We start from the raw sequence: 15,940 nt of genomic DNA, 5'->3' as shown, positions 1-15,940 counted from the left end.
GATGCTCCGGGGATCTTAGGCTGATCTCTGCTGTTTCCGCATGGGTTTAAGAGCCCGCTTCATAACGGCTGGGCGAGACGCCTGACGAGGATCATGGTGGCGGCGAGGGTGAAGAGGGCGACGGCAGAGCTGGCGGTGGTTTCGTGATCGCGGGCTAGGCGCCGGCATCGGCCGAACCAGGCGAAGAACCTCTCCACCACCCAGCGCCTGGGCTGCACAGCGAAGCTCTTTTGTCCCGGTGCGCTGCCGACGATGGTGACGGCGACAAACGAGGCTTGTGCCACGCGGGATGCGGTGTAGGCGCGCTCGGCGAAGCAGCGGGCCAGGAACGGCCACGGATGGCGCGACATGGCCAGGAGGGCCGCACCGCCGCGGCTGTCGTGCAGGGAAGCTGGTGAGACGGCGGCCAGCAGGAGCCGACCGTCGGTGTCCACCAGGGCATGACGCTTGCGCCCCGTCACCTTCTTTCCGGCATCGTGGCCGCGAGCCCCCTTCATGCCGACACCGCCCGGGCGGGCGGACTGGGCATCCAGCACCGCCGCTGTCGGTGACGCCTCCCGGCCGACACGCTCGCGGTCGGCCATGGTCAGCGCGTGGGCCAGCCGCTCGAAGGTGCCCGAGCGCGAGAGGCGCAGGAACCAGCGATGCGCGGTCCCAGGGGGTGGGAAGTCGCGAGGCAGGTGCGCCCAGGCGCAGCTGGTCCGGAGCACGTAGAGGATGGCGTCGACCATCAGCCGCATCGGCCAGGAGCGAGGCCGTCCAGTTCCCACAGGCGCTGGCAAAAAGGGCTCGACCAGCACCCACTCGGCATCGGTCAGGCAGGTTGCATAGGGCTGTACCCGTCGCGCAAGCTGCGCGCGGGTGGCGGGGGTCCACATGAGGCACCTCGAAGGACACACAGACACCCTCCGAACGCGCAGAACCCTCGCCGCTCACCCAATCTCAGCCGTTATGAAGCGGGCTCTCAGCCGGCGAGCAGGCATCTACTATCTCGCAAAGCACCTTCCTGAAGAGAAAACATGTTCACTCATGTCATGATCGGCAGCAACGATATGGAACGTTCCAGGGAATTCTACGATGCCACATTCGCCGCGCTAGGGGGCAAGCCTGGCGAAATGGATGCCAGAGGTAGGCTGATCTATACCCACGAGGGCGGTCGGCTGATGGTCACGAAACCGATCGATGGTAATCCGGCGACCGCGGCCAACGGTGGGACTATCGGCATTGCCGCTGCGAGCCGGGACCATGTTCTCGCATGGCACAAGGCCGGCACCGCGCATGGCGGTACCGCGATCGAGAGCCCGCCCACTGAGCGTCCGAACGGGGCATTCGTCGCCTACCTTCGTGATCCGGACGGGAACAAACTCACAGCACGATCTCAAGCCACGAAGTGATAAAGTCGCTAAGCGGATACGAGATCCGACTAAGCCGTTGCCGCCCTCATACGGTTCAACGAGCCCCGAAGAATCGCGACAGTGTTTCCGCGACCGCTTCGGGCTGTTCCTCCGGTTGGAAGTGTCCGCAGTCCTTGATCGTTTCCCCTCTTACGTCAGCCCCGAAGGCGCGGATCGCTGCGGCCATGTCCGGAATCGATCCCTGATCGGCGCTGAGCCCGAGCACTGGCATGGAGAGTTTGCCACGCGCCGCCAGGGCGCGGTTCTGCTCCGCTGAGCGGTCAGTGGCGCGGTAGAAAGCCAGGCCAGCCCGCATGCCTCCGGGAGCCGAGTAGATGCGATGGTACTCGTTGATCTCCGCTTCGCCGTAAGGGCAGGGACTGGCAGTCTTGTGCCAGAAGAACCACTCGAGGTAGGGCCGTTCCCGTCCTTCGAGCAGGATCTCCGGCAGGTCCGGAACGGCATGGAAGGCGAAGTGCCATGTTTTCCACGACCTGTCAGACGCCGACGGCAACATGTCCGGCAGGGTGATGCCCGGGATTCCGGCATCCAGCAGTGCCAGTGCCTCGATCTCGTCGCCGAACATCAAGGCGTAGGGAAAGGCGACCCAGGCACCCACATCGTGCGCCGCCAGACAATATCGGCCGAGGGCCAGCTGCGCGACGAGATCATGCACGCGCCGCGCAACCGTCTCGGTGTCGTAGCCGTCGAGGGGCTTGTCGCTGTCGCCTTGTCCCGGCAGATCGATAGCCAGGACGCGAAAGCGTGTTCCGAGCTTCGGCATGACGTGGCGCCACGCGTACCAGCTCTCCGGAAACCCGGCGAGGAGCACGATGGTCGTGCCAGAGTCAACGCCACCGGCGACGTAATGGAAGCGCAGCCCGCCCGCGGTGGCGAAGTGGTGGCGGAAACCGGCTGGCGCCGGTGGCAGAGTGCCGTGGATCACGGTTGTCTCCTATCGGATCAGAATGGCGCCAGTCAGGAAAAGGTAGGCCGGGAGCACGCGCTGCGGCGTCAGCGGAGAGGCCGTCAGGCCGAACAGCCCGAAGCGGTCGAGCAGCAGCGAGAACAGGACTTGGCCGGTCACGACCATGGCGATCATCGCCGCGACGCCAAGCCGCGGGGCCGCCGCCGTCATGCCTGCAAGCGCCACCACGCCGCACGGCCCAACGGCCCAGGCCCACCACGGCAGTTCGGTGGCACCTGCGGTCCGGGGCAGCCCTTTCGTCACGATCAGGCCGAAGACGAGGAGAGCGACCGTTGTGACCGCACCGGACACGCAGGCCGCCCAGAGTGGAGACCCGAGCAAGCGTCCGGGGCAGGCGTTGAAGAGGGCCTGCAAAGGCAGCATCGCCCCGGCGAGAAGCGCGGTGAGGATGGCGGCTGGCATGGTCAATCGAGGAGCTTTAGGGCCTGGGCGATGAGCGCTTCGCTGCATTCGGTGAGCATCCCGCCCTTGCCGACGACGCGCATGCCTTGCAGCATGGCCAGCAGCAGTTCGGCGGTCGCCCGAGGATCGGCGCCTATCGCGATTGAGCCGTCGCGCTGGCCATCGGTGATCAGCTCCGCCAGCATCTTTCGCCGCCTCAAGAGCTGCGTGCACAGCATGTCCGCAGCACGGCCGACCTGATCGAGATCAGCGATCCCGGCGACCACCAGGCAGCCGAGCCTGCCGTCCTTGCCCTGGCTCAGGTCGATGTAGAGCCTCAGGAGCGCCTCGATCCTGGCGCGGGCGTTCGGCGCCTGTGCAAACAGCGCGGCCAGATGGGCTTCGCGGAGCAGGATGTAGCGTTCGAGCGCCTTGGCGAAGACGCCCTCCTTGTCCTGGTATGCTTTGTAGACGCTGCCGACCGCCAGGCCTGTCGCCGCCGTAAGATCGCTGATGCCGACACCTGAGAAGCCCGCGCCGCTGAAGAGAGCAATGGCGCCATCAAGGAATTTGGCCTCATCGAAGGCGCGTGGTCGACCCCGTGTCCTTTCCCGAAGAGGTCGCGGCACACCAACCACCTATTTAGGAAACGATCGTTCCCTAATTAGGCGGCGCTTCCGACGACGTCAACAGGTCGTGCCGGAGCTCGGCCAGGAGTTCTCCGCCCGCGGAATCTGAAGATCCCGCCCGGCGCCACCCTGACCCTGGGCGATACTGAGGAAGAGGCATACCTCGATGCCGCCGCGACCCGCCTGCGGCAGGTCAGCCCGAGAACTGCCATCAACCTCCATGAGCATATCTGGAGCCGCGATCTGTCAGCCCACAACCCCGACGGGCTACTGCCGCCGATCGGGCCTGACGTGGAAGGCGACGCGGTGTCGGAAAGGCTGGCAGGGCGTTTTGGCGATCGCCTGGGCACCGCAGGGAAGTGGAGCGAAGTGGCAGAGCGGGACGGTCTCTCGAACTGCCGACTTATGATCAGGGTGATGGGGCGCTGGCAGACCGGAAACGGTAGCACTCGGCATCGAGCGCTACGTGTAGGAGGACGCGGCGGTGGCTTCGTTTTCGCACCACGCCTCACGCCCGGCGGCTTCGACGTTTTCGTCCGCAAGGTCGTTCCCGTTGTTCAGCGGCGCGGCGGTTCCGCCGCGACTACGGGGAAACCACGTTGTGCGGCCACTTGGGGCTGGGCTGACCTGCCACGCGGCGCGAAGTTCGAGCGGGGAGGTAGGTGACTACCGTGCTAGCTGGCTGCCAGGCTGGTTATCCGGATCAACACGCATAGGTCCGAAGCTGCCGTCCCCGATAAGGTAAATTTCCGGCGCGACAATCCTACATACGCGAGGTCGCCCAGCTGTCTCGGTGAAGGGGGTAAACCTTCACGGTCACGAGTGTCGGCTTTGAACGGGGCTGGCCTGAGGGCAGGAGTGACGTGGCGCGCTAAGCTCGCCAGCGTTGTCGTTGACGTACCGGAGCGGTGTCACCTGGGTGCGGCGTCGTGCGGGGGAGTCTCAGAAGCGTGCGAGACGTTCCCACAGGAGGTCGAAGAACCCTGCCGCGTCGAGTTTCCACAGAACCGTCGCGTTGACCGGCCGATCCGTGGTGCGCCAGAAGTCTCCCACCGTCTGGCCGTAGGAGAGGCCGGGGTTGAGCTCGATCTCCACGTTGGCCTCGCGTGCCTCGAAAAGTTCCGGTCGCAGCAGGAAGGCGATGACACAAGGATCATGCAGCGGTCCGCCCACCGCGCCGTAGCGCGCCGGGTCGTTGCGGTCATAGAAGGCGATCAACTCCGCTGCCACCGCCGTCACCCGACCAGCGCGCCCGCGCAGATCGTGCACGCGCTCGGGCGTGGCCAGCGCCTGGAAGGTCACGTCGATCGGCGCCAGCACGATGGGAGCACCGGAGTGCAGCACGATCTGTGCCGCGTGCGGATCGGCCAGGATATTGAATTCTGCTGTCGGCGTACGATTGCCGCCCTGCGCGAAGGCACCGCCCATCGCCACGATGCGCCGGATGCCGCGCACCAGCGAGGGATCGCGTGCCAGCACCAGTGCCACGTTGGTCATCGGCCCGGTGACGCACAGCTCCACCGGCGCATCCTCGGCGATGGCGCGCTCCAGCGCCGCTGTCAGTGCGTCCACCGCATGTCCGCCGGCCAGCGGCGCGCGTCCCTCGGGCAGCAGCGTGCCGCCCAGCCCGCTGGCACCGCTGTACTTGCCGCGCCACACAGGCCCGAGCAGTGGTTGCGTGCAGCCGGCATGTACCGGGACATCCTCACGCCCGGCCAGGGTCAGCACGCGCCGCGCATTGTCGGCCGTGGTGTCACCCGGCACGTTACCGGCTACCGTGGTGATCAGCCGCACGTCCAGCTCGGGCGAGGCCAGTGCCAACAGTAGGGCGATGGCGTCGTCCACACCGGGATCGCAGTCGATCAGTACGGGGCGGGAGGATGTGACGGGCGCCATGGTCGTCCTTTCAGAAAACAGCTCAGCCAGGACCGGGCCTGATCAGGACCCGAGCCTGCGGGGGCGCGGCCGGCCGAGAAATTGCTGGGCCGGGTAGGGGCAAATCAGTTCCCGCCCGTATCGCCGATTGTTGCGTTGATCGCCAGCGTGTAGCCGTCGGAGCGCGGGCGGTAATGCACCTTGCCCGCCGTGGCCCAGCTGTTGGCCAGCGAGAAGAGCGGAATCACCGCGTTCTCGCCGATCGCAATGCTGGTGGCTTCCTGCAGCAGAGCTTCACGTTTCGCGTCGTCCACGGTGGTCAGCGCCGCGTGCAGGGCCGCGTCGAAACGTGGGTTGGAATAGCGGCCGCGATTGCCCGAGCCGTCGCCCAACTGCGGGTTCCAGGTGGCGAGCAGGGGCCGCAGTACCGAGGAAGCCTCACCGGTCTCGGCTGCGGCGCCGCCCATGATCAGGCTGTAGTCGAGGTTGCTCGCGCGGGCGAAGAAGACGCTGCCCGGCTGCGCTTCCAACTGCGTCTGGATGCCGGCGCGGGTGAACATCTGTGCCAGCGCCTGTCCCACGCGCCCGTCATTGGGATAGCGGTCGTTGGTGACGTGCAGCGTCATCCGAAAGCCATTCGGCAGCCCCGACGCCGTCAGCAACTGCTTGGCTTTGGCAAGGTCTGCCTTCGGGGCCGCGATGCCCGGAACGAAGCCGAAATAGCCCTGCGGTACTAGCTGACCAGCCGGCGTTCCTTCGCCATCCATCACGCGTTCCACCAGCGCCTCGCGGTTGATCGACAGCGACAGCGCCTCACGCACGCGCGGGTCACGCAGCGGATTGGCGATCTCCTGCCCGTCCTTGCCGCGGACAAAGGGGCTGTGCTCGCGCGCATGGTCCAGGTGCAGGTACATGATGCGATTCGAGGCGCCCGAGGCGATCCCGACGCGCGCATCGTGCCGTAGCCGGGCGATATCGGCCGAGGGAACCTGTTCGATCATGTCCAGGTCACCGGAAAGCAGAGCGGCTACCCGTGCGGCGTCGTTGGTCAGAAAGCGGAAGGTGACGTGCTTCCACGGCAGCGGCGCCGCGCCTGGTTGTGGCTCGGCGGCCTCGGCTTCCACCCGGTCGCCCGGGGCATAGCGCACGAAGCGCAGCGGGCCGGTGCCGATCATCGCCGAACCGTCGTTGAAGGCGGCGGTGTCGGCGTGCTCCACCGTGCGCGGCAGGATGGCGATGCGGCTGAGCGCGTTGGGCAGCAGCGGATAGGGCTCCTGTGTGCGGATGCGCACGATGCTCGCATCCACCACCTCCACGGCGGTGATGGGGCGCACGAAGGGTAGGAAGGAGGAGGGGCTGTTCTTCACCTCCGGCACGCGGCGCAGGCTGGCCGCCACGTCCTCCGCCTCAACGGGCTGACCGTTGTGAAACCGTAGGCCTGGCCGCAGGTGGAATTCCCAGACGGTGGGCTCCACCACGTGCCAGGTGTCGGCGATACCAGCCACGATCTGCTGCCGGTCGTCCTGGTTCACCAGACCGTCGAAGAAGTTCCGTGCCAGGGCGCTGTTGGAGCCTACGACGTGAAACTGCGGGTCGAGCGAGGTGATCGCGGATCCGAGCCCGATGCGCAGATCCTGAGCCTTCGCAGGGGCCTGCGAGGCTGCTGCCACCAGGGCTGCCAGCAAGATCGTGCGCTTCATTGTTCGGTCGCTCCTCCAGCTTTGCCTCGCCTTCTAGGCAAGATGGGCCGAGCGCGGAAGGTGCCCCGCTGTCGTTCTCTCAACCGGGCGCCGGTCGGAACTGGTTGCCTTTGGTGGTCTTGCCTGGATAACGAGCTTGGTCCACGCGTGCGGTGAACAGGATGCCGGGCATCCGGCTGAGGCCACAATCTAGCACTCGCTGTGGCCCGATGTTGTCCAGCATCCTCATGCCAGCCGCGCAATGTTTCGCAGGGCACCCGTATCACTGTGTGGTTCGCGGTGGCCACCGTGCGGGCCGGCCTAAGCTGAGGAGGCCAGTACCCGCCGCGACGAGTTCCTGATCGGCTGAACGCCTTGCCTGGCACCAGGGGACTAGTTTCTGCCTTTCAACCCTCGATGGTGCCAACTTTCGATTGTTCAACCATGACGCCGCCTTCCGCTGCTCGATCTCGCCGGATGGGCAGCTCTCTCGCCCGCATCCTGACGTGCCGAGCACGACCCGGGTTACAGCCGCGCCTGCGTTGAACGCGGCGTAGCGAGCAAAAGGTTGGTTTCCGAAGCGATGATGCCTGGGACGAGCCGAAGCCGTCGCAGGGCTGCGTCAAGATCAGTCAGGCTCTGCGCTGATATCTCGACAACAAGATCCCACTTGCCGTTGGTCGTATGCACCGCCCTGATCTCGGGGAAGCCGGCCAAGGCGTCCACCACCTTGTCGGCCATGCGCCCTTCGACCCCGATCATTGTGATGCCGCGCACCGGAAGAGCCAAGGCGTCCGATCTCAAGATCACGGTGTAGCCGATGATGTCGCCGCGCGCTTCCAGCCGCTCGATCCGGTTGCGCACGGTGGCTCGGGCCAGTCCGAGTTCGTTTGCCAGATCCGAAATGCCACGACGCGCGTCGTGGCGGAGAATTGTGATCAGGCGTTGGTCGATGTTGTCCATGCTTCCGCCGAACTGATAAGGAGGTTATTACATATCGGATAAATACGGTAATCAAACTGCCAATCTGGTCGGCTGATACTGCCGCCCTTCCTTGCTAGCCTTCCTGAGGCGGCAGGGAACAACATGACGAAGCCATGCATCCTGATTGGTGCCCCCGTGCAGGACGGGGCGGGACGACTGGGTTGCGACATGGGACCGAGCGCATACCGAGCGGCTGGGCTCCGCGAAGTGCTTCTCGACTTGGACATCGAGGTCTACGATCGCGGCAACGTCGCTCTGGCACCCCTCCGCCCCATCGTGCATCCGAACGCGGCTGTGAGACTACTCGCCGAGTATGACGCCTGGACACGTGTCCTCTCGCAAGTTGCATTCGAAACTGGAGGCGAGGGTTTCCCAATTTTTCTTGGGGGAGATCACAGTCTTTCGGCGGGCACCATTTCAGGCATGGCTCGGCGCGCCGCGCACGAAGGGCGTCCGCTTTTCGTTCTGTGGCTCGACGCCCACCCGGACTTCCACACGCTGGAAACCACCACCAGCGGTAACCTCCACGGTACGCCAATGGCCTATGTCACGGGGCAGCCGGGCTTCATGCCATTTCTTCCTGCGCTCCACGCCACGACGGAGCCAGAGCATGTCTGCATGATCGGCATTCGAAGCGTGGATCCGGCGGAAAGAACAGCCTTGAGAGCGGCCGGCGTCACCGTTCACGACATGCGCGCGGTCGACGAGGAGGGACTGGCACCATTGCTGCGCGCCTTCCTTGATCGCGTCGCAGCCGTCCACGGTGTGCTCCATGTAAGCCTGGACGTCGATTTTCTGGATCCGGGCATCGCGCCCGGCGTCGGCACGACGGTGCCCGGAGGCGCAACCTTTCGCGAAACACACTTGGCCATGGAGATGCTTCATGACAGCGGTCTCGTGCGTTCGCTCGACCTTGTGGAACTCAATCCTTTCCTTGACGAGCGTGGTCGCACAGCGCTTCTGATGGTGGACCTTGCCGCCAGCCTGATGGGCCGGCGTATCTTTGATCGCCCGACACGGAGCTTCTGACCGATGACCTCGAAGCTGAACGTTGTTCCCTTCGTGAGCGTCGATCACATGATGAAGCTCGTCCTGTCGGTTGGCGTGGAACGATTTTTGACCGAACTCTCAGCCTATGTGGAAGAGGACTTCCGGCGCTGGGAAAGCTTCGACAAGGTAGCGCGCGTCGCTGCCCATTCGCCGGACGGGGTGATCGAACTGATGCCGACATCGGACGGCACCGCCTACGGGTTCAAGTACGTCAACGGTCATCCGAAGAATACGCGCGATGGGCGGCAGACCGTGACGGCCTTTGGTGTTCTCGCCGATGTCGCCAACGGTTACCCGATGCTTCTCACCGAAATGACCCTCCTGACGGCGCTTCGGACCGCGGCAACCTCGGCGGTTGCGGCCAAGCATCTGGCGCGAGGGGATGCCCGCACCATGGCGATCATCGGTAACGGAGCGCAGGCTGAGTTCCAGGCGCTGGCGATGAAAGCGCTATTAGGCATTGATCACCTGCGCCTCTACGACATCGACCGCTGGGCAAGCGAGAAGTGCGCGCGCAACCTCGACGGCTTCGGCTTCGACGTTATCACTTGCAGCGGGACGGAAGAGGCGGTGGATGGGACTGACGTCATCACCACGGTGACGGCAGCCAAACAGCGTGCGGCAATCCTCACCGACAATCTCGTCGGTGCCGGAGTTCACATCAACGCGGTGGGTGGTGATTGCCCCGGCAAGACCGAGTTGCACGCTGACATTCTGCGCCGGGCCGCGATTTTTGTGGAATACCCGCCGCAGACCCGCATCGAGGGCGAAATCCAGCAACTGGCGCCCGATCATCTGGTGACCGAACTATGGCGCGTCATCGCGGGGGAGGCGGAAGGGCGAAGCAGCCGGCAGCAGATCACGCTGTTCGACTCCGTCGGTTTTGCCACCGAGGATTTCTCGGCCCTACGTTACGTGCGTGACAAGATCGCCGGCACCCCGTTCTTCGACGAACTCGACCTCCTCGCCGATCCGGATGAGCCGCGCGACCTTTTCGGCATGCTGCTGCGTGCAGCAGCGTGACAACAAACCCGCTTCTTGAGTTCTCACGAGCTGCGCCGTTTCAGGGGGCGGGCGCTGACGCACGCGCCTTCGAACTCGCGAGCAGCCGCAATGAACCCATACCCCGACCGGTGAGCAGGGAGGGAGTGCTGCCTCACCCACCGGCCACGTTTTTCTATGCGAAGATTTCGGTGTCCGTCTCGATCTTCGATAGGTCCAACTCCATGCCGAGGCCTGGCAGCTCCGGGGCGTGGATCATGCCGTCCGTCGGGTCGACGGGGTCGCGCAGGAAGTGTTGGTGAATGGCGTTCCACTTCACCAGGTATTCCTGATACGGCGTGTGGATCGGTGACTGGGTGACGGAGAAATGGATCGTCGCCGCGCCGGAGTGACCGTGCGGAATGGTGATCAGGTCGTGCGCCGTCGCGTAGGCGGCGATCTTGAGCGTTTCCGACAGGCCGCCGCACCAGTAGATATCGGGCTGCAGCACGTCCAGTGCGTTGGCGTCGATGAAGCGCTTGAAGCCCCAGCGGGTGTACTCGTGCTCGGCCCCGGCGAGCGGGATGTTGGTGCGGTCCTTGATGCGGCGGTAGCTGTCGATGCGGTCGGGCATGACGCATTCCTCCAGCCAACGCGGCCGGTACTCGGCGATGCGATCCGCGAGGTCGACGATGTAGCCGACATCCATGGACTGCCAGCAGTCGAACATCAGGTCGTAATCCTCGCCCACCGCTTCCCGCAGGGTGCGGACCAGTTCGACGTTCTTGTGCAGGCCCTCCTTGCCGCTCATCGGGCCATGTCGGAAGAACCACTTCTGCGCCTGGTAGCCGAGGGCCTTGTACTCCTGCGCCCGTTCCCGCACGCGGCCGGGGTCGAGCACGGCGAAGCCGAGCATGGAGGCATAGGCCGGCACCGCCGTGCGGGTGGGGCCGCCGAGCAGCCGGTACACAGGTTGTCCCAGCCACCTGCCCCGCAGGTCCCACAGAGCGCAGTCGACCGCGCTGATCGCCAGCATCGCGTCACCCTGGCGCCCGTGCACCATCGCGCGGTGCATCTGGTCCCACAGCTTCTCCCCCGCGATCGGGTCCTGTCCCATCAGCAGGCGGCGCAGGCTGCCCGCGACGATGGAGGCCACCGCCTCCGGGATCGGACCGGCGCGGCCGGAAACCCCGGCATCCGTGTCGATCTCCAGGAACACGGTGGAGATGCGAAAGCCTTCGGCGGTCTGCACCCCGCCCTCATGGTCCTGCCGGTGGCGGTACTCGTCGTACACGTCGATCGGCCGCACCAACCGCTCCTCCCAGATATCTCCCTTGGTCGGCAGGGTGCCGGTCAGGCGGCGCAGGCGGACGGCGGTGATGCGCATCTCAGCGGGCTTCTTTCAGGACAGGAAGGCTGGGGCGGCCGGGTTCCGCGCGCCCCCAGAGCAGGAAGATGACGGTGATCACGAGGATGGACATGACCGCCATCAGCGCGAGCCAGAGCAGGCCGCCGTTGAAGCTGCCGGTCGCGTCGCGGATCAGCCCGATCACCCAGGGGTTGACCACGCTGGACAGGTTGCCCAGCGCGTTCACCAGGGCAATGCCGCCGGCCGCGGCGGTGCCGGTCAGGATCGCGGTCGGCAGGCCCCAGAACACAGGCATGGCGCCGAACACCCCGAAGGCGGTCACGCACAGCGCCACCATCTTCAGCATGGGATCATCGGTCGCGGCGGAGGCGGCGAGGCCGAGCGCCGAGACCGTCAGCGCGACGTAGTTCGCGAGACCGCGGCGGCCCGGCCGGTCGGCGAGCCGCCCCAGCAGCAGCATTCCGGCCGCGCCGAAGATGTAGGGGATCGCGGCGAGGAAGCTGGCCTGCAGGTTGCTGACGCCGAAGCCCTTCAGGATCTGCGGCAGGAAGGTGCTGACTGCGCCGTTGAGGTTGGTCAGCCCGTAGTAGCCGAGGCAGAGCAGCAGCACGCGCGGGCTCAGCAGGGCGGCGAGCAGGTTGTGGTTGCCGCTGAACAGGCCCTCCCGCTCCCGGCGCTCCGCCGCCAGGCGCGTTTCCAGACGAACCCGCTCCTCCGGCGTGAGGAAGCGCGCCTGCGCCGGGTCGGCCGGCAGAATAAAGGGTAGCACTACGGCGAGCAGCAGCGCGGGCAGGCCCTCCAGCAGGTACATCCACTGCCAGCCGCGTAGGCCAGCAAGGCCGTCGAGACCCAGCAACAGGCCGGACACGGGCGTGCCGAACACCAGCGCGATCGGGATGCCGGTGAAGAACGCAGCGATGATGCGGCCCCGGTAGGCCGCAGGGAACCAGAGCGTGAGGTAGAAGATCACGCCCGGCACGAAGCCGGCCTCCGCCGCGCCGAGCAGGGCGCGCGCGACGTAAAGGCTCGGCGCGTCCCAGACAAAGGCGTGGGCGCTGGAAAGCAGGCCCCAGGTGAACATGATGCGCGCGATCCACAGCCGGGCCCCGAAGCGCGCGAGGGCAAGGTTGGAAGGCAATTCCAGCAGCACGTAGGGCACGAAGAAGATGCCGGCGGCGACCCCGAAGGCGCTCGCGCTCAGGCCCAGGTCGTCGTTCATCGTCAGCGCCGCCACGCCGACGTTGGCCCGATCGAGGATGGCGACGAAGTAGCAAAAGGTCAGCAGCGGCACGAGCCGCCATGTCAGCTTGCGGACGATCTCGTCGTCAGGGTCGTTCATGGATGCCCTCCCAGGCGAGCCGGTGGTTGTCCCGGCGTGCTTGCTGCAACTTCGGCAGACCCGTTCCGGGTTGGACACCAACGGCAGGCGGTGCTGATGCCCAGCACCCGCTCCCTGACCAGAGTCACTCCCGGAAACGTTTCCGGACCTTCCGCCGCGAGGCCGATCCTGTCAATTGCCCCGTTCACGGAGAGGGGTACGCATGGGCGGGCAGGGATCGCGGCACGGGACAGGGCCCCAGGGCACGGCTCCTCAGGGGATGGGACGCCAGGGCATCGGCATTCGTGACTTGGCGCGCCACCTCGGTCTCGCCGTCAGCACGGTGTCCCGCGCGATGAATGACCGTGGCGACGTCAGCGCCGCGACCCGCAAGCTCGTGCGGGACGCGGCGCTGACGCTGGGCTACGTGCCCGATCAATCCGGCCGCAGTCTGCGCCAGGGCACGACCAACACGATCGCCCTGACCATGCGCACCGACATCAGCCGCACCGCGGCGGGCGAGACCTTCTTTCTCGCTCTCTGCGGGGGGCTGCAGCCCGTGCTGGCGGCGCACGACCTCGACCTCGTCATCCTTCCCTGCGGCTCCGTTGAGGAGCAGGAACGGTCCCTCCGCCGCGCCGTGGAACGTCGCCTCGCGGACGGCTTCATCATCTCCGACACGCAGCGGCACGATTCACGCATCGACTTCCTGATCGAGCGTGGCGTGCCGTTCGTCGCGCTCGGCCGCAGCTTGTCCGGCGGCGCCCACGCCTGGCTCGATCTCGATTTTGCCGGGGTGGCGACGCAGGCCGTTGAGCACCTCGCGATGCTTGGCCACCGGCGCATCGCGCTGGGCACCACGCTGCGCGACGTCAACCACGGCCACGTCTTCCTCGAGGCATACCAGGCGGCCTTGCGGCACCACGGCCTCCCGGACGACCCGGCGCTCGTGCTGCGCGTGGCGGACACGCTGGAGGGGAGCCGTGACCTGGCCGATATGCTCCTGGCCATGCCGAAGCCGGCGACAGCCGTCATCCTGATCCAGGAGACCATGGCCATCGGGCTCTACGAGCGCCTCGGCCAAGCTGGGTTGCGCCCGGGGCGGGACCTTGCCGTCATCGGCTTCCGGGAAAACCAGGTCGTCGCGCACCTCGATCCGGCACTGACCTGCTTCCGCTTTTCACTCCGCGAGTACGGCGCACGTCTCGGAGAGATCATGGTCGGCCGCATCAAGGCGGCCGACCCCTCTCGGCCGCCCGTCCAGGAACTCTGGCCGATGACCCTCCGCCCTGGTGGAAGCGACATGCGCTTCGACGTTGAGGCATCCGTTCCTCACCTCAGAAGGGATGCGGCTGGTTGAGGCCCTTAGACCCGACTATTCAATCATCCAGTGCCGGATGACGCGGCGTGAAGTGGTCATGGCGTGGATCGATGCCGTGCATCCGCTTCATGTCCCCGGCAGCATGGTCGATCAGTTTTTCCATCGCCTGCCGCGCCGCGTCTGGCCTTCGTGAGGCAATAGCCTCCATCACCGCGCGGTGCTCGGCGATGGAACGAGGGCGGTGATCCCCCGGCGCCAGCAAGTCGAAGCTGCGGCGGATCACCACCTCGAACATCTGCGCAATGGGCCAGAAGAGCTCGTTGCGGGTCGCGATGTGGATGGCGCGGTGGAAGGCGATGTCGGCGACCACCCAGGCGTCGTTGCTTTCCGCGGCTGCCATGGCGTCGGCGGCAGCGCGGATCTGGGCGATGTCCTCCGTGGTGCCAGACGTTGCTGCGTAGGCCGAAGCCATCGGCTCCACGGCACTGCGAAGCCGAAACAGCTTGACGAGGTAGGTCGCCAGGTCTGCCGTTTCGAACTGCCAGCGCAGAACGTCGGGATCGAACTGATTCCACTCCTCGGGCGGACGGACCCGCGTACCGCTGCGCGGCCGCGCTTCGATAAGACCTTTGCCACTCAGCATACGGATCGCTTCCCGCACTACCGTGCGGCTGACGCCCATGACCTCGCAGATCCGCATTTCGGACGGGATCGCCTCACCTGGTGCGACATCGCCGCGCACGATGCTGACGCCGATCCGCTCGGCCACCTGCCCCTGAATCGTTCGTAGCGTTTGCGCGCCTTCCAGCATGGCCATAACCCCTGTCACCGATCCGGGCTTCCCACAAGCTGCTTGCGAGGCCGACAAATCTGGTCATACAATATTGCAAATAAGGCTGCCACACGATGGACGGCCAGGAGGGGGAGGGGGCCTATGGACCTTGTCAATCGTCGTCATCTCATCCGTGCATCGCTGGGTGTCGGAGCTGTTGCTCTCGCCGCGCCGTCGTTGATCGGGCGTGCGCAGGCCGCGCCCCTGCGCCTGCGCCTCTCGTCCTCGCAGGCGAATGATCCGAAGTTCGGCAATGGCCGCGTCTACTACGACCGGCTCCTCGCCCAGCTTCGCGCGAACGGCTTGGCGGAGCAGATCGAAATCTCCTTCTTCCCCGACAATCAGCTCGGCCAGGAGATCGACGTCATCAACTCGGTCAAGCTTGGCGTGATCGACATGATGGTGTCGGGTTCCTCCATCGCGGCCAACCTCGTCCCGCTGGTGGGCACCTTCGACCTCGGCTACCTCTTCTCCAGCTTCGAGCAACAGACCAAAGCCTTCGATGCCGGAGCGGCGCGGCCCATCGAGACGGCGCTGCAGCGCGGCGCGAACATCCGGATCATCGCCTGGGCCTATAACTTCGGTGCCCGCAGCGTGCTCTCGAAGAGGGCGGTCCATGGACCGGAGGAACTGGTGGGGCAGAAAATCCGTACCTTGCCGAACCCGGTTATCACCGAGTGCCTGCGGCTGATGGGCGCCGCCGCTACCCCGCTGGCCTTCGGCGAGATCTACACGGGATTGCAGGCTGGCGTCATCGACGGGCTGGAGCATGATCCGCCGACGATCGTGGCAAGCAAGTTCTTCGAGACGGCGAAGTTCTACTCACTCACCCAGCACAACTTCTCGCCACTCGCGATCTATCTCAGCGATGCCGCCTACAATCGCATTCCCGCTGCATCACGTGACCGCTTCCTGGAGGCTGCACGGAACGCGGCAACGGACACGCGCACCCACGGGCTTCAGGTGGAGAAGGAGGCGCTGGGGATCCTGCGGGAGCGCGGCGTGACGGTGGTGGAATGCGATCGCGATGCTTTCCGCAAGCGCGTGGAGCCGCAGATCCAGGCCTTCCTGCGCAACCGGCCGGAGTCCAAGCCCGTGATCGAGCAAATCCAGGGCACCACGGTCTGAGGACAGTTGCG

Annotated in this window: 15 protein-coding genes; 5 read left to right on the top strand and 10 right to left on the bottom strand. The window is 65.8% G+C overall.

Features of this window, described 5'->3' with window-relative positions; translation table 11 throughout:
- Positions 1-59: 59 nt before the first annotated feature.
- Positions 60-878, bottom strand: coding sequence for an IS5 family transposase (locus tag ACFFGY_RS03110; RefSeq protein WP_377042915.1), 819 nt, complete (start codon positions 876-878; stop codon positions 60-62).
- 141 nt (positions 879-1,019) lie between these two features.
- Between ACFFGY_RS03110 and ACFFGY_RS03105 the strand changes: the two genes are divergently transcribed.
- Positions 1,020-1,394 (top strand): VOC family protein, encoded by a 375-nt coding sequence (locus tag ACFFGY_RS03105; RefSeq protein WP_377042914.1) that lies wholly within the window; start codon positions 1,020-1,022, stop codon positions 1,392-1,394.
- Positions 1,395-1,449: 55 nt separating this feature from the next.
- Here the strand turns inward: ACFFGY_RS03105 and ACFFGY_RS03100 are convergent, their stop codons facing one another.
- From ACFFGY_RS03100 to ACFFGY_RS03075, 6 genes are all read right to left on the bottom strand, one after another.
- Complete coding sequence (locus tag ACFFGY_RS03100; protein ID WP_377042913.1) at positions 1,450-2,340, bottom strand: alpha/beta fold hydrolase; 891 nt, start codon at positions 2,338-2,340, stop codon at positions 1,450-1,452.
- Between the two features lie 9 nt (positions 2,341-2,349).
- Positions 2,350-2,784, bottom strand: a complete 435-nt coding sequence (locus tag ACFFGY_RS03095) for a DMT family transporter (RefSeq protein ID WP_377042912.1) — start codon at positions 2,782-2,784, stop codon at positions 2,350-2,352.
- 2 nt (positions 2,785-2,786) lie between these two features.
- The gene (locus ACFFGY_RS03090) at positions 2,787-3,392 is read right to left on the bottom strand and encodes a TetR/AcrR family transcriptional regulator (RefSeq protein ID WP_377042911.1); all 606 of its coding nucleotides are present in this window, start codon (positions 3,390-3,392) and stop codon (positions 2,787-2,789) included.
- 942 nt (positions 3,393-4,334) lie between these two features.
- Entirely contained in the window at positions 4,335-5,288 is a 954-nt protein-coding gene (locus ACFFGY_RS03085) for a nucleoside hydrolase (protein ID WP_377042910.1), read from the bottom strand.
- Positions 5,289-5,392: 104 nt separating this feature from the next.
- Positions 5,393-6,967, bottom strand: coding sequence for an ABC transporter substrate-binding protein (locus ACFFGY_RS03080; RefSeq protein ID WP_377042909.1), 1,575 nt, complete (start codon positions 6,965-6,967; stop codon positions 5,393-5,395).
- Between the two features lie 504 nt (positions 6,968-7,471).
- Positions 7,472-7,909, bottom strand: coding sequence for an Lrp/AsnC family transcriptional regulator (locus tag ACFFGY_RS03075; RefSeq protein ID WP_377042908.1), 438 nt, complete (start codon positions 7,907-7,909; stop codon positions 7,472-7,474).
- A gap of 123 nt (positions 7,910-8,032) precedes the next feature.
- On the opposite strand from ACFFGY_RS03075, the gene rocF reads away from it, so the two are divergent.
- Both rocF and ACFFGY_RS03065 read left to right on the top strand, forming a co-directional pair.
- Positions 8,033-8,959, top strand: coding sequence for an arginase (gene rocF / locus ACFFGY_RS03070; protein ID WP_377042907.1), 927 nt, complete (start codon positions 8,033-8,035; stop codon positions 8,957-8,959).
- A gap of 3 nt (positions 8,960-8,962) precedes the next feature.
- Positions 8,963-10,003, top strand: coding sequence for an ornithine cyclodeaminase (locus ACFFGY_RS03065; RefSeq protein WP_377042906.1), 1,041 nt, complete (start codon positions 8,963-8,965; stop codon positions 10,001-10,003).
- 154 nt (positions 10,004-10,157) lie between these two features.
- Here the strand turns inward: ACFFGY_RS03065 and ACFFGY_RS03060 are convergent, their stop codons facing one another.
- Complete coding sequence (locus tag ACFFGY_RS03060) at positions 10,158-11,348, bottom strand: enolase C-terminal domain-like protein (RefSeq protein ID WP_377042905.1); 1,191 nt, start codon at positions 11,346-11,348, stop codon at positions 10,158-10,160.
- A gap of 1 nt (position 11,349) precedes the next feature.
- On the bottom strand, positions 11,350-12,669 hold the full coding sequence (locus tag ACFFGY_RS03055; RefSeq protein WP_377042904.1) for an MFS transporter: 1,320 nt from the start codon (positions 12,667-12,669) through the stop codon (positions 11,350-11,352).
- Positions 12,670-12,928: 259 nt separating this feature from the next.
- On the opposite strand from ACFFGY_RS03055, the gene ACFFGY_RS03050 reads away from it, so the two are divergent.
- Positions 12,929-14,008, top strand: coding sequence for a substrate-binding domain-containing protein (locus ACFFGY_RS03050; RefSeq protein WP_377042903.1), 1,080 nt, complete (start codon positions 12,929-12,931; stop codon positions 14,006-14,008).
- A gap of 19 nt (positions 14,009-14,027) precedes the next feature.
- Here ACFFGY_RS03050 and ACFFGY_RS03045 read toward each other — a convergent pair whose 3' ends face one another.
- On the bottom strand, positions 14,028-14,786 hold the full coding sequence (locus ACFFGY_RS03045; RefSeq protein ID WP_377042902.1) for a FadR/GntR family transcriptional regulator: 759 nt from the start codon (positions 14,784-14,786) through the stop codon (positions 14,028-14,030).
- 117 nt (positions 14,787-14,903) lie between these two features.
- On the opposite strand from ACFFGY_RS03045, the gene ACFFGY_RS03040 reads away from it, so the two are divergent.
- Positions 14,904-15,929: a TRAP transporter substrate-binding protein gene (locus ACFFGY_RS03040; RefSeq protein WP_377042901.1), complete on the top strand. Its 1,026-nt coding sequence runs from the start codon at positions 14,904-14,906 to the stop codon at positions 15,927-15,929.
- Positions 15,930-15,940: the final 11 nt, after the last annotated feature.

Origin of the sequence: Roseomonas elaeocarpi (genome assembly GCF_042433915.1) — a bacterium.
Lineage (GTDB): Bacteria > Pseudomonadota > Alphaproteobacteria > Acetobacterales > Acetobacteraceae > Roseomonas > Roseomonas elaeocarpi.
The sequence above is the reverse complement of the archived record's forward strand: the minus strand, read 5'-3'. Positions and strand labels throughout refer to the sequence as shown.

Excerpts from the sequence above, each read along its gene's own strand:
- ACFFGY_RS03110 (WP_377042915.1), bottom strand. The coding sequence starts at position 878 with ATGTGGACCCCCGCCACCCGCGCGCAGCTTGCGCGACGGGTACAGCCC.
- ACFFGY_RS03105 (WP_377042914.1), top strand. The coding sequence starts at position 1,020 with ATGTTCACTCATGTCATGATCGGCAGCAACGATATGGAACGTTCCAGG.
- ACFFGY_RS03095 (WP_377042912.1), bottom strand. The coding sequence starts at position 2,784 with ATGCCAGCCGCCATCCTCACCGCGCTTCTCGCCGGGGCGATGCTGCCT.
- ACFFGY_RS03085 (WP_377042910.1), bottom strand. The coding sequence starts at position 5,288 with ATGGCGCCCGTCACATCCTCCCGCCCCGTACTGATCGACTGCGATCCC.
- ACFFGY_RS03080 (WP_377042909.1), bottom strand. The coding sequence starts at position 6,967 with ATGAAGCGCACGATCTTGCTGGCAGCCCTGGTGGCAGCAGCCTCGCAG.
- ACFFGY_RS03075 (WP_377042908.1), bottom strand. The coding sequence starts at position 7,909 with ATGGACAACATCGACCAACGCCTGATCACAATTCTCCGCCACGACGCG.
- rocF (WP_377042907.1), top strand. The coding sequence starts at position 8,033 with ATGACGAAGCCATGCATCCTGATTGGTGCCCCCGTGCAGGACGGGGCG.
- ACFFGY_RS03065 (WP_377042906.1), top strand. The coding sequence starts at position 8,963 with ATGACCTCGAAGCTGAACGTTGTTCCCTTCGTGAGCGTCGATCACATG.
- ACFFGY_RS03060 (WP_377042905.1), bottom strand. The coding sequence starts at position 11,348 with ATGCGCATCACCGCCGTCCGCCTGCGCCGCCTGACCGGCACCCTGCCG.
- ACFFGY_RS03055 (WP_377042904.1), bottom strand. The coding sequence starts at position 12,669 with ATGAACGACCCTGACGACGAGATCGTCCGCAAGCTGACATGGCGGCTC.
- ACFFGY_RS03050 (WP_377042903.1), top strand. The coding sequence starts at position 12,929 with ATGGGACGCCAGGGCATCGGCATTCGTGACTTGGCGCGCCACCTCGGT.
- ACFFGY_RS03045 (WP_377042902.1), bottom strand. The coding sequence starts at position 14,786 with ATGGCCATGCTGGAAGGCGCGCAAACGCTACGAACGATTCAGGGGCAG.
- ACFFGY_RS03040 (WP_377042901.1), top strand. The coding sequence starts at position 14,904 with ATGGACCTTGTCAATCGTCGTCATCTCATCCGTGCATCGCTGGGTGTC.